This is a genomic window from Brevibacillus invocatus (genome assembly GCF_003710915.1).
GTDB lineage: Bacteria > Bacillota > Bacilli > Brevibacillales > Brevibacillaceae > Brevibacillus > Brevibacillus invocatus.
The window spans coordinates 15,300-34,103 of sequence record NZ_RHHR01000043.1 but is presented as its reverse complement, the minus strand read 5'-3'; the positions used below and the strand labels follow the sequence as shown (position 1 = coordinate 34,103).

Sequence of the window (18,804 nt, the reverse complement as noted above, 5' to 3'; positions counted from 1 at the left end):
CATATCACCGCTGTGCTTATGAAGAAATGACGATGCTGACATCGGGGGTAGAAACATCGAAAGGAGGATCAGGGTTTGTCCTCCTTTCGACCTTCACACAAAAGCGTTACTTGTTGGCATCCATCAATTTTTTCACGAAATCCTCACCCAATTGAGCAGAGTACTTTTGGTAGATCGGTTGCACTTTTTCGTAGAATGCTTGTTTTTCTTCAGCAGACAGCTCAGTGACCGTCATGCCGCTATTCTTCAAATACTCTTCTGCCGTCCTGGTTTCTTCCTGGTTCAATTGACGCTGGAAGTCCTTCGCTTCATCGGCAGCCTTGGTCACCATTTCTTTTTCTTTGTCAGAGAGGGAATCCCAGAATTTTTTACTGATCAAGAATGGGCTTGCATTGTAAATGTGGCCTGTCTTCGTATAGTATTTTTGCACTTCGTAAAATTTGGATGAGGTCACGTTGCCTGCCGGGTTTTCCTGACCATCCACTACACCTTGCTCCAACGCGGTAAACAGCTCGGTGAATGCCATCGGTGTAGGAATGGCGCCCATTTCCTTCCACATATCAATGTGCAGTTCATTCTCCAGAGTCCGAATTCTCAATCCTTTAATATCCTCTACAGTCCGCACATCTCTTTTTCCATTGGTCAGATTGCGGAAGCCATTTTCCCAGTAGTTCAATCCAATGACCCCAACCGCTGGTAGTTCATCAAGCAGCTCTTTTCCAATCGAACCATCGAGAATTTCATAGGCTGTCTTCTCATCCTTAAACAGGAAAGGCAGGTCCAATGCAGTGAAGCGAGGGACATCTACTGCGATGGGTCCACTAGACATGGTCGAGCCTTGAATCGTACCCACTTTCATGGCATCAAAAACGGCACGGTCTCCACCCAGCTGTCCGTCTGCGTAAACCTCTACTTTAATGGAGCCGCCTGATTCCTTCTCCAGGATTTCTCCAAACTTCTCCAATCCTTTCGTTAAAGAACGTTCTTTCGCCGTTACAACAGCCAGCTTCATCACTTTCGGCGCAGCTGTTTCTGCCGGCGTGGCTCCATTGGCAGCAGGAGCAGGGGTTGGTGAAGCTGAAGGACTAGATGATTGCGACGAACATCCGACGAGAGCCAACATGCAGGTAAGTACAGAGAAAATGACGAACTTTTTCATGCAAAATCCACCTCATCTTTTTTTCTTTGTCTTGTAATCACGCGCTCCAAACACCAATCCTCTTTTTATCTCGATCTGGTCACCCCGATCCCCCTCCTCCATAGCAGTGAATTGATGTGCATGGTGACCCGCTACTTTTTAGCGGTAGACTCTTCCTGTCCTCCATCGGCGATTTCAATATTATTGAAATCCAATACAATCTTTCCAAAATCCCCTGATAGAGCGCTTTCAAAAGCTTCTTTATACTTAGTAAAGGGAAGAATCTTGGATACGATGGAAGCTCCATTGAATGTCGGGTCACGCAAGTATTCAATGGTTTCTCGATAATCAGCAGGAAAGTTGTAAATGATGGTTCCATACAGCGTGAGTTCATTACGAACCACATGCGCTACAGGCAGATTGGCTTCCTTCGCGAGCCCGATTACCACGAGTGCTCCTCCGGGTCTAACCAGGTGTACCGCCTGCTCGACCGAGCTTTTGGTACCTGCAGCCTCGAAGACGACATCGAATGTCTCATTGTCCAAATCTTCTGGCAAAACAGCGCGAATCTCTCCTACCTTGGAAATGAACTCCAGCTTGTTTGGATTGATGTCAATCGCTGTCACCCGACCTCCCAAATGATAAGCCAGTGCAGCAGCCAGCATGCCTTCGTTGCCGCACCCTACGACACAAACGGAGGTTTCTTTTGTAATGTTCACTTTTTTGAAGGCGTGAACAACGACTGCGAAGGGCTCAATAATGACGGCTCTTTCATCAGGAAGATCGTCTGGGATGTCCATCACATACCTGGAGGAGATGAGAAATTCCTGGGAAAACCCGCCATCCACCGTGACTCCGAGCGATTCCTTTTTCTCGCAGATATTGGTTTCGCCCCTGCGGCATGGAACGCATTTGCCACAATACGTATTTGGCAAAATGACAACCCTCGTTCCAACCTGATAGGCAGCGCTGCTTCCTGCTTCGATGACGACTCCCACCAGCTCGTGTCCTGGACGCAACGGATACTTGGCATGATTCAGCTTTCCCTGGAAGACACTCAGATCCGATCCGCAAATCCCCCCGTACATGACCTTGATCTTCACTTCGTCCCCTACAGGTGTGCGAAGCGTTTCTACGTCTCTCAATTCCATTTCGTTTGGTTTCTTTAAAAATAACTCCAACACCTTATCCCACCACCATGTTGTCGATTGTAGATCAGTTGTGCTCTTGATTCGTTTTCCACTCTTATTAGATCGATCTAACAATGATTAAAAAATATATGATCGTCCAAAGCATGTCATCAAAAATCCTGACCTGCCTGTAGTCCAATCATCATTTGATCGTGAAAACGACGTGTTGACTTTACTAGATCGATCTAATAGAATAGAGAGATTCTTCCATGCCCTACCCGAATTCTTGCATTTGGCAACCAGAGTTGATTAGATCGATCTAATTGGATTATATTCTCCCGATGAAAGCGTTGTCAACAAAATGTTCTGAATTCGGCTAATGTTTTGTTTATGAAAGGATGTCACATCATGCGTACACTGCTCTATTCAACCTTGATCGCGCTGTACATGCTGTCTCAGTTTGTCCCACTTCTGGCTCTAAATTACACCATTGGTGTCATCGCAATCGTCGCACTCATTTTTTCCTTTTTTCACACGAATGGCCTTTATCGTATTACGGGACTCATTTTTCTTACGCTAGGTGTCATTTTGTTTGTGTTCAATGGCCTTCCCTGGTACACGTTTTTGCTTCATTTTCAATCCATGCTGGGTCTGCTCTCGCTGTTTTTGGTCCTCCCTTTTATCAACTCGCTCATTCGCATTGGGCGTTACGATAAGAGCTTGAGCCAGCTTTTGCGCGATCGTGTCACCCGTTTTACGACGCTCTACAAACGGAGCTTTCTGGTCAGCCACTTTCTCGGTGTGTTTTTGAATATGGCGACACTCCCGCTGTTGATCGGATCATTGAAGCCATCCCTTCAGGCATTTTCCGAAGAGATGAAGAATAAGTATTTTTGCACCAATCTCTTGCGTGCCTATGCGATTTGCCTGACATGGAGTCCAATGGAGGTGCTCGTCAGCCGTGCGATTGACATTACGGGAGCTTCCTATCATTTTATCCTACCGATTGTGCTCGGGATCGTCGTCATTGCGATTGCCGTGGATTTTGCCATTTCGGGGTTTACTTACAAAAACCTGCCATTGACGATTGAATTGGCCCAGGAGATCAACTACAAAAATGTGAATAAAAAAGTGGCACAGATGCTTGGCATGCTGATCGTTTTCGTGCTGGTCGTATCCTGGATTCAGCAAACGCTGGAGAAAGGCTTTCTTTTCTCTGTCGTTCTGCTCCTGATCCCTTTCTCGATCCTGTGGTCCGTGATGATCAAGAAAACCAAGAGCTATCTTCGTGTAACCATTCCTTATTGGAAGCAAAGAACGAAAGGCTTGGCCGACTACTTTTTCATGTTTCTGAGTGCAGGCTTTTTTGTCGGGGTTCTTTCGATTTCCGGATTGCTGTCGTTCCTGCAGCCGATTATTCAGGAGGCCGCTGAGACGCCGATCCTGCTCTATCTGCTGATCGCAGGGTATTATTTGCTTACGTCATTCATCGGCTTCCATCCGTTGATCTCGCTTACGTTATTGGCGGAGTTTTTGGTACCGATTCTCCCGCATGTCGCTACCTTGCCACTCGCAGTCGTCCTGATTACCTGCGGATTGGCTACGGTTATGTACGGTCCGTTCAGTTTGTCGGTTTCGCTGATGGGCAGCGAGCTTAGAATCAACCCTTTCCTAATCACGAGATGGAATGTCGGGTTTGCCATTTGTTTCATGCTCATCAGCGTTGTAGTAGCATTTGGGGTAGAAAAGATTTTTTATTGATCCGGTCTGGAAGGCTACCCTTGCAGTCGTATTGATACAGCAAAAAAAGATGGCTTCTGCATTCAACAGAAGCCATCTTTTTTATGCATATGGGACGTGTTTCACCCCTACTTACTTAGCCTTCACGCTCGATGATTGTAGCTACAGCCATCCCATGCATGATGCAAAGCGTGGCAAGACCGTAACGCGCTTCTCTTTTTTCGAGCTCGTGCAGCATCGTGGCAATCAGTCTTGTGCCACTAGCACCGAGTGGATGTCCCAGTGCAAGTGCTCCTCCGTTGACATTCACTTTTGCCGGATCAGGCTTAATCTCTTTTTCCCAGGCGAGAACGACCGAAGCAAAAGCTTCATTCACTTCGAACAAGTCGATGTCTTCCAGCTCCAGCCTCGCCCTTTGCAACACTTTTCGCGTAGCCGGAATAATGCCTGTCAGCATGATCGTGGGATCGACTCCTGACACCGCTGTAGCCACCACACGCGCTCGTGGCCGATAGCCCAGCTCCTCTGCTCGTTGGCGGGACATGAGCAGGACTGCCGATGCTCCATCATTGATCGGACTGGAATTACCTGCGGTGATCGATCCCTCCGGTAAAAAAGCCGGCTTCAGTGCTGCCGTTTTTTCCAGGGATGTTTCACGCGGAGATTCAACCATGAGGAAGTCCATCTGTTGACCGTCTGCCGTATTCGCACGGACAGGTACAATTTCTTGCGCAAACCGATTGACGGCTTGAGCCCGCAGAGCCTTTTCATGACTGTTCAGCGAGTAAAGATCCATGTCTTGGCGGGACAGGTCCCATTGCTTCGCGATGCGTTCCGCTGAAATACCCTGTGGAATCATCTCGTATTGGGCAAAGAGTTTATCACTTAGTTGTGTCATGTCAATGCCCATTTTTACTCGGTTCATACTCTCGACACCTGCTGCAATCACCACATCCGTCATGCCTGCCAGTATCTCATGTGCCGCCTGATTCAAGGTTTCCAGACTGGAGCCGCACGCCCGGTTGGAGGTAACCCCGCAAACCTCCACAGGAAAGCCTGCAATCAGTGATGCCAGGCGAGCGATATTTCCGCCCTGTTCTGCTACCTGTGTGACACATCCCATTTTGACATCCTCGACAAGTACCGGGTCCAAGCGGTTTCGTTCGACCAAGGCTCGAAGTACCTGCGCAGCAAGCTCGTCTGGGCGGGTTTGGCTCAGAGCTCCATTCTTTTTTCCGATTGGCGAGCGTACGGCATCCACAATCACTGCATCATGATTCGATTTCATCGTTATGCCCCCTTCTATTTTTAAAGACCGATCGGTCCTTTTTTCGCCCGAAAAAAAGCCCTTTGCGGCTTCTTTTTTTATTTTTTATCTTCATCAACTACCCAGTTCTTCAGTCAAAAATGATTTCAGATGCCGAATGGATCTTTCCATATACACCGGATCACCATATAGCTTGCTCAGCATCAAGGCTCCTTCGAGCATGGATATAAACATCGCCGCCACGTATTCGGCATCAGCATCCTCCCTGACCTCACCCTTTCTTTTGCCAGACTCGATCACACCACGAATCGCTCCCAGCAATTGGTCCATCGCATGAATGGCTTGCTGGCGCATCAAAGGATCGGCATCATCTGCCTCGATAGCGGCATTCATCACCGGACAGCCCCCAGGCATGAACTTACCTTTGGCTAGCCCTTCGAATACGGATGCGATGGCAAGAAGGCGTTCCATGCACCCTTTTGCACCAGTCAGCGCTTCTGTAAAATAATGGGTCATGGTTTCGGTCGAATAGGAAAAAGCACTGAGCATCAGTTCTTCCTTGCTTTGAAAGTGGTTGTAGATCCCTCCCTTTCGCAGTCCTGTCTCGTGCATGATATCCGATATTGAGGACGCCGCATAACCCTGGCAATTGAACAAGGTGGATGCTTTTTGCACGATCAAGGCTTTGGTTTGTTCACCCTTGCGATACGTCATAGAAAGCTACCCTCCATACCTTTAAGACCGATCGGTTTGTTTTCATTATACATCCAGTATATCCCATTGTAAATATGGACATTTACGTCTTGCCAGTCGAAAAAAAACGCTGCTGCTTCATCGTTCCTAAGCAGCAGTGTTCTATTTTAGCTGAGCGAATGAGCGTAATCGTAGCAGGTCAGGTAAAGCTCCACGATTTCTTCCTTCGACGGTACTCTCGGATTGTTTCCAGGGCTTCCACTCGCTAGCGCATCATGCATTGGAAATGCCGTGTGGGACATGGAAAAGGGCGCCGATTGGACGAGACATCCCGTGTACCAGGGTGACAGATGCGTTGGAAAAAGCCATGCCGGCCTGCAGCGAGCCGATGCACATACCCTCTTTGGCATCCAGATCATGCGGATCATCATAGGAGCGTTGCAAGGAGCTGGTGATATGTGTGATAGCGGATCGGGCAAGGGTATGAGTCATGGGATGTGCCTTTCTGGATAGAAACGCTTCTACAGCATGGCAGAGAGCATCGACGCCTGTAGCCGCGATGACAGGCGGTGGCGCCGAGCAGGTCAGGTAAGGATCGACGATGGCGATGGTTGGCATGAATGCAGGGTGCTTGATCATCATTTTGACGTCAGTAGCGGTGTTCGTGATGATGGTGACATCGGTGGCTTCCGAGCCGGTTCCTGCGGTTGTGGGAATGGCAATATGCGGGATGATAGGAGCTGTCCACATTGCTCGACATAACCAAGCTTTGTCATGATGGAATCGGTAATGATCAGTGCTTTTTTCGCGTGAGCGGCTGCTGCTTCTTTTCCGATCTTTTGAAATGCCTCCCTGCCGTACATGATTATTTGTGTCCAATCCGCAGGGAATCCAAATTCTGAAGGCGAATCAAGATCTACCTCAGGATTATGCAGAAGGAGGCCTAGCTTTTCTTTTGGTGATTAACGGAAAAGGCTTTTCTCCTGAGGAATCCGCTGTTTACGTAAGCGAAAAGCAAGACGAGATCATGGTGCCTGTACGCACCATCGCGGAACAGCTCGGCTACAAGCTTAGCTGGAACCAAAACAACAAGTCGATCGAGCTGACCAAAGGTCCTCATTTCCATATGATCAAGATCGGCGAAGATCAATACAACATCGCAAAAATGAATATGACACTCGGTGCAGCACTGTCTATGGTCCGATCATGACCGCGAGCCTCCCGCCGATCACAAGTGCTACAAAAATCGTCGTCAAGGACAGCACTGACGCACTGGAAATGCTGGGAACCTCCGGAGAAGTCACTGAGGTTACGACTACTGCAGATGGACACACGCAATTGACCATCAAAGGAGAAAAGCTGTCGGATCAATCTGTGGAGCATATCACGTTGACACTGACTGACGATACACCAATCATTGGAACCAAGGACAACCAGCCGATCCAGGTTGACGATCTAGAAAAGGGAGCAAAGGTGTTCGGTTTCTATGGCCCGAAAATGACGAGAAGCCTTCCACCGATTGCTGAGGCTGTAAAAATTGTTGTAGAGAAAGAATAGATACAGGAAGAAAAAACAGCGCAAGCCGGTCGATCACCGAGCTTACGCTGTTTTTCCTTTCTGCTGGTCTTGAATCTGAGGCAGAATGGTCCATCTCATCCAAACATGATTCAGGAATAAAAGGAAGGCAGAGCCAAGAAAGATCATCGGCAAACCGAACGCAGATGCCGTGACCCCCATGACGATCGATCCCGACATCCCTCCGAGAAACAAAGCCGAATTGGAATAGCTGTACGTCCTGCTCTCCATTCCTTCCGGTGCATGATGGCGAAGCAAAACATTGAGCGAAGGCGTCATTCCTCCAAGGCACAAGCCCGTGCAGAATCGCAACGCAATGAACTGCCACAAATGTTGTACGAATGCTTGCGGAATCGAAAAGAGAATCGCCCCCGCTACCGTGAAAATGAGAATATAGTGCGAACCTAATCTATCCCCGAGCTTCCCCAGCTTTGGCGCCGAAATCATGTTGGCGATACCCAGCGTAGCGGTGGTCAAACCCGCCAAGAACGCTAAATTTTGATGACTTGGCGCCAGCTCCTGAACATAGAGCGGAATCAGGGGCAATGTCCCGACCATCGCGAAGCGGATCATGAAACCCGAGAAATACAAAGCGGGAATCGGCTTTTTGGAAATGATGATCCTGAAATCCTCTATGAGACTCGTCTTGACTTGCCCTTCTCTCTTTTCAAAATGCTCCTTGACCCCAAAAATCACGATCAGCGTAGCGAGGAAAATCGATAATCCGGTATAGGAAAAGACGGCACTCATCCCGAACACGTCAGCCATCCATCCACCTAACAAGGGACCACAGATGGTTCCAGCCACCGCCCCGGAATGTAGAATCCCCAATGCATACCCGGTCTTCTCCTTCGGTGTGTTCGTAGCTGCCAAAGCGATAGCAGCCGGAATGAATCCTGCCAGCATGCCGTTTAACAGCCGAAGTAGCAACAGATGGAGATGATCCGTAGCAAAGCCCATCAAGGTGATGATGAGAGCCATCGAGAAGCCAGAGCGGATAAGCATGATTTTACAGCCATAACGATCGGCGAGCTTCCCCCAGACAGGAGAAAAAAGAAATGCCGTCAGAAGGTTCGCTCCAAAGATGAGAGACGTCCAGAGTCGAACCTCCTCCGGGTCCTTCATCCCTAATTGCTGCAAATACAATGGCAAAAAAGGGGTGACGGTGCTCATTGAAGCATTGACAAGAAACTGTCCTACGAACAAAATGATCAGGTTTCGCTTCCACTCCTCCATTGGACCGGATCGTTCCTTTCTGACGTGCTTCCTTGCTTCACTATGAATTGCGATTTCGATAAAGCAGGTAAATAAAGAAAGGAGCACCAATCCCCGCTGTAAATACCCCTGCGGGAATATCGAGAGGCAAAAAGGCTGTCCTGGCTGCTGTGTCCGAGATCAAGAGGATGAGACTGCCTGTGAGCGCCGCAACCGGAAGGAAACTGCCAAAAGCAGGACCGACCAGCTTTCTTGCGATATGCGGAGCAATCAAGCCGATAAACCCGATTGTTCCGGCAACCGCTACAGCTGAACCCGCCAACGCCACACTGATCAGCAGCAAAACAAAGCGGTGCCTCTGTACGGCAGATCCCAAGCCTTTTGCAATATCATCGCCCAATTCCTGGATATTGGCAGTACGCGAAAAGATCAGAGCCAGGGGAATAAACACGATCACCCAGGGCAGCAATGCGTACACATGGCTCCAGGTCGTTGCATAAATACTGCCCGTCATCCAAATGTAGGCCTGACTGGCTGCATTGATCGGGCTGAAAACAATCATTAATGTGGTCAAGGATCCTACCGCCGCCGCGATTCCAATCCCGATCAGCACGAGCCTGATCGACGTCACTCCTTTTTTCCACGCCAATCCATAGATCAGAATAGAAATACAGCCCGCTCCTGTAAATGCGGCAACAGGAAGCCATTTCATACTGATCGTTCCAGAAAGATAGGTAATAAAAGCGACTGCCGCAAGAGCGGCCCCCCCTGTGATGCCCATGATATCGGGGGAAGCGAGCGGATTGCGGATGATGCCTTGCATGATTCCCCCGGAAATCCCCAGAGCGGCTCCGACGAGAACAGCCACAATGACGCGAGGGAGCCTCAGGGTTTCCAACACCAGTACATGCTGTGCCGTTCCTTGACCCAGCATGGTTTTGAGCGTTTCTACCGGATCGATGTATTTGCTTCCCATCCCGATGCTGATGACACAAAAAGCAATGGTGAGAAGCGCTAACACCAGGAGCACAACTAACGTTCTTTTTTCTGCAAGAAATGAGATGGTCCCATTTTTACTTCGGAAGGCGATCAGCTTATTCATTGCGCAACCCCTTCCGTGCCATGTAGATAAAAAAAGGTGTTCCGATACATGCTGTCATCACGCCGATCGGAATCTCTTCCGGTTGAATCGGAAAGCGGGAAACGATGTCCGCCAGAAGCAATAGCGTAGCTCCAAGCACAGCACTATACGGAATAATCCAGCGATAATCCACTCCGATTAGAAAACGGGCTAAATGTGGAACGACCAGTCCGATAAAACCGATCGAGCCCGCTACTGCAACCGAGCTTCCAGCCAAACAAACCACGGTGACTGCGATCGCGAGTTTGACAAAAACCGTGCGCTGCCCCAATCCTTTCGCAACATCCTCCCCTGAAGTAAGAATATTCAAGGGATGCGCCAAAGCAAAAGCGGAAATTCCCGCGCAGAGCATATAAGGCAAGACCGGCAACAGCATATCCGTCGTTCTCCCGGAGACAGAACCCGCCATCCAAAACAACACATCCTGCAAACCCGCTTCGTTGACCACCAGCATCCCTTGAGTAAAGGAGCCAAACAGCGCCGAGATCGCTGCCCCGGCCAACACGATTTTGATAGGAGTCAGGCCAGTCCTCCCAATCGAGCCGATATAGTAAACAGCTACAGCTGCTATGCCAGCGCCAAGAAAGGCAAACCACGTCAAGTGTGCCAGTGAAGTAACGGACAGAAAGGTAATGCCCAACACGACAAAAAAGATTGCGCCTGCATGGATGCCGAGAATACTCGGGGAGGCTAACGGATTCCTCGTCAACGCCTGCATCAGTGCGCCGGCTACGGCCAGATTGGCTCCTACAGCAGTAGCAATGAATGCGCGGGGAAGCCGGGTGGTCTGGATAATCACATGCTCATTGGATGCCTCATCATAGTGGACGAACGACTCGACAACGGTCCCGAAGCTGATCGGGGTCACCCCGAGCGCGATGCTGAAAATAAAGGAAAGCACAAACAAAAAAAGACCCAAAACGAGACCTACAGCTTTCCAGGATGTTTGGTGTATTCGAATCATTCTTTCTCATCCTTATGTATGGCTTGATTCATTCCACATGACCAGGGGGTGATTCATGAGACGATCACCCCCGGCTGCTCGCTTGTTCGCAGTTCCTACTTCACTTCAAAATACGTATAGACATCGTCTACCATTTTCATAGCCGCAATCGGTCCAGAGCCGTTGGTCCATATCACAGGATCTACCTGATAAACACGATTGTTCTTGACCGCACGCAAGTTCTTCCACAGCTGGTGACTGGTCCAATCCTTTCGGGTGTCTACCCTACCGTCATCTCGATCCATGCTCGTCATATCAAAGATGACATCTGCATCCATTTGAGGAATGGTTTCCTTCGTTGTCAGCTTCACGAAATCATCACTATTCTGATCGGGCGCGGACGATAAGCCCAGATCATCTAGCACGAGATTGGGAAAAGTTTTATAGAAAATGCGGGTGTGATCCGCTCGAAAGTCGACGATCGATACTTGTGTGTTTAATTGATCTCCCATTTTTTCTTTGAAGGTGGCAGTTTTCTTGTCCCACTCTGCCATGAACGCTTTCTCTTCTTCCTCTTTATTCAACGCATTGGCAGCAAGACTCAGGGTGGCCTTCCAATGATAATGGTCTTCTTCTACAACAGTAGGTGCGATCGCTGATAATTGATCGTAAATCTTTTCATGACGGGATTTGGTAGCGATGATGAGATCTGGCTGCAGGGCAATGATTTCTTCCAGGTTGGGCTGTGTTTCCGCGCCAACGTTGGTCACTCCCTCCATCTGTTCACGTATGTAGAGATACCAAGGCTTCTCCACGATTGATTCCACCGCTCCCACAGGCTTCACTTGCAGGAGCAAGGCTGCATCCGTAGCACTTTGATAGAGGGTAACTACTTTTTGCGGGGTACCCTTGATCTCTGCACTGCCCATCGCATGTTGAACCACCCTGACCTGTTCTTCAGCAGTTCCTTGTTTCTCCTGATTCCCTGCTGTTGCCTGTTCCTGTGCCACTTCTTGCTTAGGCGGGTTAGCCGCTCCTCCCTGTTCAGATGAAGCGCAACCGGCAATGACGAACATCAACAATAAAAAGGTTGCCAGCGTAAAAAGTGCATGTTTTGCGTGCCACATTCTGTCTCTCTCCTCGTATAACCGCTTAGATTGATATTCATTCTCAATATCAATTATACGGAAGCAAGCCTAAATGAACATGGACAGTTCCGTCCGCTATTTGGACGATTCCGACATCAGCATGTACTGGACGTGATCCAGAAACAAGTCATGTGACAAGGGGTTGTAGCTCGTATAGAGATGGCGACTCTCATACATGCAATGGACAGATCGATTCTGGACTGCTTTTAACGCTTGCCATCGCGAATCGTTGAAAAGTCGATGTACCTCTTTTCGGATCGCCTCGTCCGTTTGTACGGTTCCATCGTGCTTGAAGCAGGTCAAAAGAATCCGATCCGCATCGAAATCAGACAGCGCATCCAAAGACAGCTCCTTGTAATGGGCAATTTCTTCCACCCCTTTTGGAGGAGATACTCGTAAATCGCCGTACAGAACCGCTCCCAGATTGCGTTGGCCATACACACACATCTTTCCTTTTCCTACTCCCAGGATCAGGACTGTTTCATTCCCTATCTTCTGCTCTACCTGCTTGCGAGTCAGATCTGCTTTTCTCTCGTAGCGTTCCAGCCAATCGTTCGCTTCCTTTTCTTTACCGACCACATTGGCGATCGTCTGGAAATGAACACGCCAATTATGAAAAAACGGTAAAGTTACAGTCGGTGCGATTTGGTCAAACATTTTCTCTTTTAAAGATTTATCCACATCACGCGAACCGCACGTTACTATTAAATCCGGCTTTGCACTCAGTAGCCGCTCCAGATCCGGTATAGGGTTTCCGACCACGATCGTATTCCGAAAGCGATGCGCAATCGGGAAGGCGTCATTCATAACTGCTGCATAAGGCTCGATCCCAAGCGCAATCAGATGCCCGGTCAACATATTTTTCAGGGACGCGATTTTACTGGATTGCTTGAATTGCTTGACGTAAATCGTAGGAGAGCATCCTGTCGTCGCTTTAAACCTGCGACTGAAATAAAATTCATCGTTAAAGCCCACCCTCTGCGCGATGGTTCGAAAAGAGCCATGTGATTGCAACAGCATTTGCTTGGCTTGGTTGATTCGGATGCCATTCAAATACTCCATCGGACTCTTCCCGACGATTTTCTTGAAAGCGCGCGAATAATAATCCGCACTCAAGCCGGCCATCTCCGCAAGCTTTTCACGTGTTATTTCCAGTCGGTAATGCTGTTTCATGTAATCTACGGTAAGGGCAATCGCTTGATCCAATTTCTGTTTGGGATCTTGAATCACGTCTTGGAACAGCACCACTAGCATTTCTTGAAACAGGTTATTCGCCTTCATGGATTCCCACGCATTTCCGCTGTGGTGTTTTCGCTGTATCTCATCCACTTGTACGAGTAAAAATGGAAAATGCGTGACCGTGACCTCTCGAAGACCTTGTAGCTTCACTGGAGCAAAGTGCCCCTGATGTGCTGCCTCCAGCGCGTGAAAGCGGATGTACGTATACTCCACTGAATCATTCGTAGGAAGCCGAAGCTCTACTGAGACTCCAGGAGTGAGGAGAAACACCTTTTGCTGGTGCAAGGGAAAAATACGTCCCTCGATGAGAATATCCCCTTTTGCTTTTGTGAACAGCAGCATGCCATGCAGGTTTGTTTCCTGATGAAAGCGAGATGACGTCGTATGAATGTGTTGAATATCTTCTAATTTATACAGGTAATAAGCGAGCTGCTCTGGGAGATTTGTAGCGTTCTGCATGGAACCCAGCCTTTCTGTATGTATTGATACTAATTCTCATTATACACGATACGTGTGCAGAATCATTTGAAAAGTTTTATGCTTCTCGTCTCGCCACAATGAAAACTCCTTTTCTTTCCTTTATCTATAGGAAAGTCGTGGTTGGCGTTGAATAGTTTTTGGTAGAAAAAAGAGCCTTAGCCTGGCTTGGGAGGTATTCGTTCGATGATTATGAATCAAATCGGTACCGTCTTCGTTCCAGTTCGCGATATTGAAAAAGCGAGAGAATGGTATTGTCGTATTCTCGGGTTACCGGTAGAAGGCGATATTCTTTTTGGACACCTCTACGTGGTTCCGATGACAGCTGGTTCGGGGTTGGTGTTGGATAGCAGGATTTTTGAGGAAGAAACACGAAGAAATTCGCCCTTGTTTCATTTTAATGCGGTGGATATTCAGGCAGCCTACGACTGGATGAAGCAGAATGGCGTGGAACTGATCACCGGTATTGAACACGATCATTGGTTTAATTTCAAAGATCCGGATGGGAATGTATTGATGGTATGTAGATGTTGAGGGAATAGAGAATAAGACAAAACCCCCTTGAACACACTAAGGTGTTGAGGAGGTGATCAGCCATGAGCGATCGCGAGAACCAAATGAACCAATACGCTGGCCAGGATGAAGTCAAATACACGACTTCTGATCTGGACGATAGCCAAATCGAAAAACAGCATCAGTTTCAGATGTTTCCTACACCCGATGAAGAATTCGCTTATGAAATCATCACGGAGCTGGAAGATTAATAGCCAGAGCACCTTCACCGGATCTTGTGGAGGTGCTCGTTTTTTGTTCTCTCCCCCTTCCGGTGTGAAAAGCCGGGAGATCGAAACTTTCCCCGCAAGATTATGGAAGCGTATAGGTAGAGAGCCTACGGAGAGAGGATTGTCGGGTTTTTACCCGAATATTTGAATCTTGTCCTATAATAATGAGAAGCCTTCCTAGGGAAATGAGGAGATAGACGTGTACGACATCCTTTCAAAAAAGAAGGGCATTATTTTTGACATGGATAATACCCTTTTGCAATCCCGGATCAACTTTCCGGGTATGAAAAAAGCAGTCTTTGATTTGTTGGTGCAGCATCAGCTAATGGATCCAAAGCTGGATTACACAAAGCATTCCGCCTCACAGCTCATCGATTTCGGGCGCCATTCCGGCCGCATTACACACGAGATCGAAGCCTCGGTTTGGGATACCATCGTCGCCTACGAAACAGAAGGCATGCATGGTGCCGCACTGGAGGATGGAGCTGCAGAAGTGCTCGACGCACTCAAGTCGCACTACACGTTGGTCATCCTGACGAACAACGCCAGGTCTGCTGCAATAAAAGCTTTGAACGAAACCGCAATTATCCATTCCTTCGATCAGATTGCTGGTCGGGAGCAAATGACGATGCTCAAGCCCTCTCCATCTGGCATCCATTTCATCCTCGAGCAATATCCCGATATTTCGGCAGAGCAATGGGTTATGGTGGGAGATTCCTGGATTGATGGGAAAGCGGCGCAAGACGGTGGCGTATCTTTTATCGCTTACCAAGGCGACCAGCAGGAAATGGAGGGGCATGGGGTCACTCCCGTTGCGTATATCGGTCATTTGCGCGAGCTGCTTTCTCCCGGTATCCTGAAATAAAGAACACTGAGTTTCTCTTTTTACGCTATAATAGCCCTTGTTTGATTCCGTTTCACATTTTCTGATCCGAGGTGGCCTGTAGTCTATGAAAAAGAAAATCGTTCTGGTATTAGATGTCGATATCAAGCAAAATGCAGATATGCAAGGTATGGCTGACGCCATGTCCAAAGCCATCCAATCGGTTGATGATATCGTCCTCCATGAATTGGTTATGATCGATAATGATGAGACAAGTGCGGATAAGCTGATTGCTAGCGTAAAGAGTGAGGGATAATCCCTTTCTCAACGTTGAACAAAAAATGAAGTTTCTCTAACTTTGTGTAGCCACCTTATGGGTGGTTTCTTTCATTCGTTCTACTAGACCGGGATATCGAAAAAAAAAAAAGAAGGGCAAGCTCGCCCTTCATTCCGTAATAGAAGCCCATTTATAATCCACTGAGCCCAAACCGTCGATAACGACATCTTGGACATATTCGCGTTTCACCCAAGAGTTGATGTAGTAGTAAATAGGCATAACCGGCATTTCATCCATTAAAATCTGCTCAGCCTGCTCCATGATTTTCTCCCGCTTGATCGGATCCTTTTCCATTGAGGATTGATTCAGCAGCTCGATGTATTTGGAATTCTCCCATCGGGTATCATTGGTTCCCCCATCCTTGTACTTGAATAGCTCTAAAAAATTGATCGGATCGTTGAAGTCTGCCAGCCAGCCCATTCGACCCAATTGATAATTTCCATCGTGCATGTCTTCGAGATGAACCTGCCATTCTTTTACTTCCAGCTTAACATCAACACCCAAGGATTCCTTCCATTGACGCAACACTTCTCTGGCGATTACCTCATGACCCTCTCCAGAGTTGATAGAAAGCGTGATGTGTGGTAACGACTTGATGCCCATTTCCATCATACCTTCTGCTAAAAGCTTTTTGGCAGTCTCGACATCGTTGTCTTTTAAATAATGCATCTCTTTTACCTTCATGCTTGGCGGAACTACGCCCAATGCTGCAATATGGTACATCGAAACGTTTTCGAACAACGTTTGTCGGTCCAGTGCATAGGCGAATGCTTTCCGAATTTTTGCATTTTGGAACGGTGGCTGCTCCGTATTAAACTTATACCAGTACACACCTGCAATCGGTTTGACATACAGTAACCGATGTTCAATAAGCTTGGGTACAGCATTTGCAGGAATGTTTCCCAGCGGAGATCCCGCCCAATCTAATTCACCCTTTAGGAATTTGGAGAATTCCTGATCGCCATCCCTGATGATGGAAAAATCAATACCATCCAGCCTGACGCTGTTCTTGTCCCAATAGTTGTCGTTTTTTATTAGCTTGATTCGATCTCCCCGTTCCCACATCGTGAGTTTAAACGGGCCATTTCCTACGTGGGTGTTTACATTTTGTGCCCAGTTCGGATTGGAGTTAGCCAATTTCTTGTTTACAGGATAGTAGCTATAAAATGATGTCAACTCTAAAAAATAGGGAGTAGGATGCTCCAATGTGACCTGTAACGTTTTGTCATTGAGTGCTTTTACTCCTACTTCATTCAGAGAGGCTTCTCCCCATTGTGCCTTCTCCGCGTTTTTGATCGGGAACATTTGGTAGGCGTAGCTTGCCGCATTTTCAGGATCGATGACTTGCTTCCACGCGTATTCAAAATCATGGGCGGTTACAGGATCCCCATTGCTCCATTTCGCATTGCGCAAATGAAACGTATAGGTGACGAGATCATCCGACACCTCAATTTTCTCTGCCATTGACTCATGGGCTTTTCCGTCCTTACCGATACGGGTCAATCCATCAAACAAAGCCTGAATAAAAGCGACAGAGGTAGTATCCTCTGCAACACTAGGATCCAAGGTTATCGGATCGCTCATCACTGCCAATCGTAAAATATGTTCATCCGAAGCGGATGCTTTCATTTCCACAGCTTGAACAGGAGCTTTCGGTAAGAGAATCGTTACGATAAGAAATATATGAAAAACCATAACTAGAAACCTTAACATTCTTTTGCCCCCCCTTTTCACACTTTTCACATTTTATATCCAATTCCAGTTATTATCAATGCAACAAAAAAACTCCTCAATCCTCTCTAAGAAATGGAAGGCTTCTAAACTCGCACAAAACAAGGAGCCCTCCAGCTACGAAGGACTCCCTTTTCGTCCAGCACTATCCCCTGGTCGATCCTGGCTATGATATAATCCTGTTTAGCGACAATCCTTTCACAATTTTCTAACAGCAGAGGTGGATACCATGCTAGAATCCATCAGAGAAGTCTATCAGGCGACCCCGTGGCTGGAGAATTTGCCCCATCAATGGGATTTGTTGAAACATGCAGGGACCCCGATGGAATGTAAAAAGGACACCATGATCTTCGAGCAGGATGACCATGCCGATCACTTGTATCTGATAGCAAGCGGCAGAGTCTGTCTCTATGCGACCACTCCATCCGGCGAGGAAAAAGCATTGGCCTTCATCGGAAAAAATGGCTTGATCGGAGAGTACGACTCGTTTGGCGACCTGCCACATGCCACCAGCGCCATTACAGTCTCTAAAACGGTTCTCTACAAGATCAGCACAAGCCAGTTCAGAGAACTTCTCAAGCAAAACTTCCATTTAGTAGAGCAGCTGCTCCATTTTGAGAGCCGCAAATACCGAATGCTGTGCGCTCAAACCTTGCAGCTGAGCTACAGTAAAGCTCCGCACCGCATCTGCGCGACGCTGATTCAGCTGGCGCTCAATTACGGTACTCCCTTGGAGCAGGATCATCTCCAGATCACGACGACCTTTACCCACCAAGAGATGGCAAATCTGGTGGGTACGACGCGTATTACCGTCATCAATACGCTCAAATGGCTGGAGCGTCACCACATTTTGAAAAAACCGAACAAATATTATGTGATCACGGATCTACATCGGCTCGAATTACTGGTTCAGGATGAGACGTGGAAGCTGACTAAGCACGCTGAATCATGATGGTTTGCTGCCCCTCCTGGATCGCCTTTGCCCCCATGAAAGCAAAGGCTTCGAGATCCTCTTGCCGTATGACCGCAAACCGGTTTCCAGGCACCCACCCCATCGGGAAAAAGGTTCGGCAATCCTGACCATAAAAGCACCCCAGATCATAGATCGGTGCAGGGATGCCATTCCAGGCAAAGGGCGGCATGTAGGTAAACAAAAGATCCCCGACCGCCGGAAAGCACGTTTGATTTTCCGGAACGATTTCATGTAACGGAGTGGTGGCGCAGCGCTCCTGCGGGAGTTGGATGGAAAGCTCCTTTCCCGTGTACATAGCATGCTTGCAGGAAATCTGCAAAGGCTCCGAGAGAATTTCCCAAATCGCCTTGCACGTAATCGGCGCCTTATCCGTCAACAGGTCTGCCCATATCTCGATCTGATGTTCGGGAAATGACAGCTTAATCTGATTGGACATGTTCTCTCTCCCTTCC

Annotated in this window: 19 protein-coding genes and 1 pseudogene; 8 read left to right on the top strand and 12 right to left on the bottom strand. The window is 48.0% G+C overall.

What is annotated here, in order from left to right; translation table 11 throughout:
- Positions 1–106: 106 nt before the first annotated feature.
- Together EDM52_RS20100 and EDM52_RS20095 are read right to left on the bottom strand one after the other, a co-directional pair.
- Positions 107–1,159 carry a TRAP transporter substrate-binding protein gene (locus EDM52_RS20100; RefSeq protein ID WP_122910733.1) on the bottom strand — a complete coding sequence of 351 codons (1,053 nt, stop codon included), beginning with the start codon at positions 1,157–1,159 and terminating at the stop codon, positions 107–109.
- A 131-nt stretch (positions 1,160–1,290) separates the two neighbouring features.
- A complete protein-coding gene (locus EDM52_RS20095) occupies positions 1,291–2,322 on the bottom strand; it encodes a zinc-dependent alcohol dehydrogenase (RefSeq protein WP_122910732.1) in 1,032 nt (343 codons plus the stop codon).
- A 354-nt stretch (positions 2,323–2,676) separates the two neighbouring features.
- Between EDM52_RS20095 and EDM52_RS20090 the strand changes: the two genes are divergently transcribed.
- The gene (locus EDM52_RS20090; RefSeq protein ID WP_122910731.1) at positions 2,677–4,029 is read left to right on the top strand and encodes a hypothetical protein; all 1,353 of its coding nucleotides are present in this window, start codon (positions 2,677–2,679) and stop codon (positions 4,027–4,029) included.
- Positions 4,030–4,144: 115 nt separating this feature from the next.
- Here the strand turns inward: EDM52_RS20090 and EDM52_RS20085 are convergent, their stop codons facing one another.
- The 3 genes and pseudogenes from EDM52_RS20085 to EDM52_RS20075 form a co-directional block, all read right to left on the bottom strand.
- Positions 4,145–5,296, bottom strand: coding sequence for a thiolase family protein (locus EDM52_RS20085; protein ID WP_122910730.1), 1,152 nt, complete (start codon positions 5,294–5,296; stop codon positions 4,145–4,147).
- 93 nt (positions 5,297–5,389) lie between these two features.
- A complete protein-coding gene (locus tag EDM52_RS20080) occupies positions 5,390–5,989 on the bottom strand; it encodes a TetR/AcrR family transcriptional regulator (RefSeq protein ID WP_122910729.1) in 600 nt (199 codons plus the stop codon).
- A gap of 146 nt (positions 5,990–6,135) precedes the next feature.
- A pseudogene (locus EDM52_RS20075) lies at positions 6,136–6,831 on the bottom strand (iron-containing alcohol dehydrogenase).
- 95 nt (positions 6,832–6,926) lie between these two features.
- Between EDM52_RS20075 and EDM52_RS20070 the strand changes: the two are divergent.
- Both EDM52_RS20070 and EDM52_RS20065 read left to right on the top strand, forming a co-directional pair.
- On the top strand, positions 6,927–7,178 hold the full coding sequence (locus tag EDM52_RS20070) for a stalk domain-containing protein (RefSeq protein ID WP_148038786.1): 252 nt from the start codon (positions 6,927–6,929) through the stop codon (positions 7,176–7,178).
- Positions 7,175–7,525, top strand: coding sequence for a hypothetical protein (locus EDM52_RS20065; RefSeq protein WP_122910727.1), 351 nt, complete (start codon positions 7,175–7,177; stop codon positions 7,523–7,525). Before EDM52_RS20070 ends, EDM52_RS20065 begins: the two co-directional genes overlap by 4 nt.
- A 42-nt stretch (positions 7,526–7,567) precedes the next feature.
- On the opposite strand, the gene EDM52_RS20060 is transcribed toward EDM52_RS20065, so the two are convergent.
- The 5 genes from EDM52_RS20060 to EDM52_RS20040 all read right to left on the bottom strand — a co-directional run bounded on the left by EDM52_RS20060 (position 7,568) and on the right by EDM52_RS20040 (position 13,688).
- A complete protein-coding gene (locus tag EDM52_RS20060) occupies positions 7,568–8,779 on the bottom strand; it encodes an MFS transporter (protein ID WP_122910726.1) in 1,212 nt (403 codons plus the stop codon).
- 40 nt (positions 8,780–8,819) lie between these two features.
- Positions 8,820–9,860 (bottom strand): FecCD family ABC transporter permease, encoded by a 1,041-nt coding sequence (locus EDM52_RS20055; RefSeq protein WP_122910725.1) that lies wholly within the window; start codon positions 9,858–9,860, stop codon positions 8,820–8,822.
- A complete protein-coding gene (locus EDM52_RS20050) occupies positions 9,853–10,863 on the bottom strand; it encodes a FecCD family ABC transporter permease (protein WP_122910724.1) in 1,011 nt (336 codons plus the stop codon). The genes EDM52_RS20055 and EDM52_RS20050 overlap by 8 nt, the downstream gene beginning before the upstream one ends.
- 95 nt (positions 10,864–10,958) lie before the next feature.
- Positions 10,959–11,969, bottom strand: a complete 1,011-nt coding sequence (locus EDM52_RS20045) for an ABC transporter substrate-binding protein (protein ID WP_122910723.1) — start codon at positions 11,967–11,969, stop codon at positions 10,959–10,961.
- A gap of 96 nt (positions 11,970–12,065) precedes the next feature.
- Complete coding sequence (locus tag EDM52_RS20040; RefSeq protein ID WP_122910722.1) at positions 12,066–13,688, bottom strand: helix-turn-helix domain-containing protein; 1,623 nt, start codon at positions 13,686–13,688, stop codon at positions 12,066–12,068.
- 204 nt (positions 13,689–13,892) lie between these two features.
- Here EDM52_RS20040 and EDM52_RS20035 point away from each other — a divergent pair, with 204 nt between their 5' ends.
- The 4 genes from EDM52_RS20035 (at position 13,893) to EDM52_RS20025 (ending at position 15,627) form a co-directional block, all read left to right on the top strand.
- Positions 13,893–14,240: a VOC family protein gene (locus EDM52_RS20035; RefSeq protein WP_122910721.1), complete on the top strand. Its 348-nt coding sequence runs from the start codon at positions 13,893–13,895 to the stop codon at positions 14,238–14,240.
- A 62-nt stretch (positions 14,241–14,302) separates the two neighbouring features.
- A complete protein-coding gene (locus tag EDM52_RS24820) occupies positions 14,303–14,470 on the top strand; it encodes a hypothetical protein (RefSeq protein WP_183185228.1) in 168 nt (55 codons plus the stop codon).
- A gap of 217 nt (positions 14,471–14,687) precedes the next feature.
- Positions 14,688–15,353 carry an HAD family hydrolase gene (locus EDM52_RS20030; protein WP_245997177.1) on the top strand — a complete coding sequence of 222 codons (666 nt, stop codon included), beginning with the start codon at positions 14,688–14,690 and terminating at the stop codon, positions 15,351–15,353.
- Between the two features lie 85 nt (positions 15,354–15,438).
- Positions 15,439–15,627, top strand: a complete 189-nt coding sequence (locus EDM52_RS20025) for a hypothetical protein (RefSeq protein ID WP_122910720.1) — start codon at positions 15,439–15,441, stop codon at positions 15,625–15,627.
- A 129-nt stretch (positions 15,628–15,756) separates the two neighbouring features.
- Here the strand turns inward: EDM52_RS20025 and EDM52_RS20020 are convergent, their stop codons facing one another.
- Positions 15,757–17,361 carry a peptide ABC transporter substrate-binding protein gene (locus tag EDM52_RS20020; protein WP_245997175.1) on the bottom strand — a complete coding sequence of 535 codons (1,605 nt, stop codon included), beginning with the start codon at positions 17,359–17,361 and terminating at the stop codon, positions 15,757–15,759.
- Positions 17,362–17,608: 247 nt separating this feature from the next.
- Between EDM52_RS20020 and EDM52_RS20015 the strand changes: the two genes are divergently transcribed.
- Positions 17,609–18,331 carry a Crp/Fnr family transcriptional regulator gene (locus EDM52_RS20015; RefSeq protein ID WP_122910718.1) on the top strand — a complete coding sequence of 241 codons (723 nt, stop codon included), beginning with the start codon at positions 17,609–17,611 and terminating at the stop codon, positions 18,329–18,331.
- Here the strand turns inward: EDM52_RS20015 and EDM52_RS20010 are convergent.
- Entirely contained in the window at positions 18,312–18,788 is a 477-nt protein-coding gene (locus tag EDM52_RS20010; protein ID WP_183185226.1) for a DUF3830 family protein, read from the bottom strand. The two genes, EDM52_RS20015 and EDM52_RS20010, sit on opposite strands and share 20 nt — an antisense overlap.
- Between the last annotated feature and the right edge of the window lie 16 nt (positions 18,789–18,804).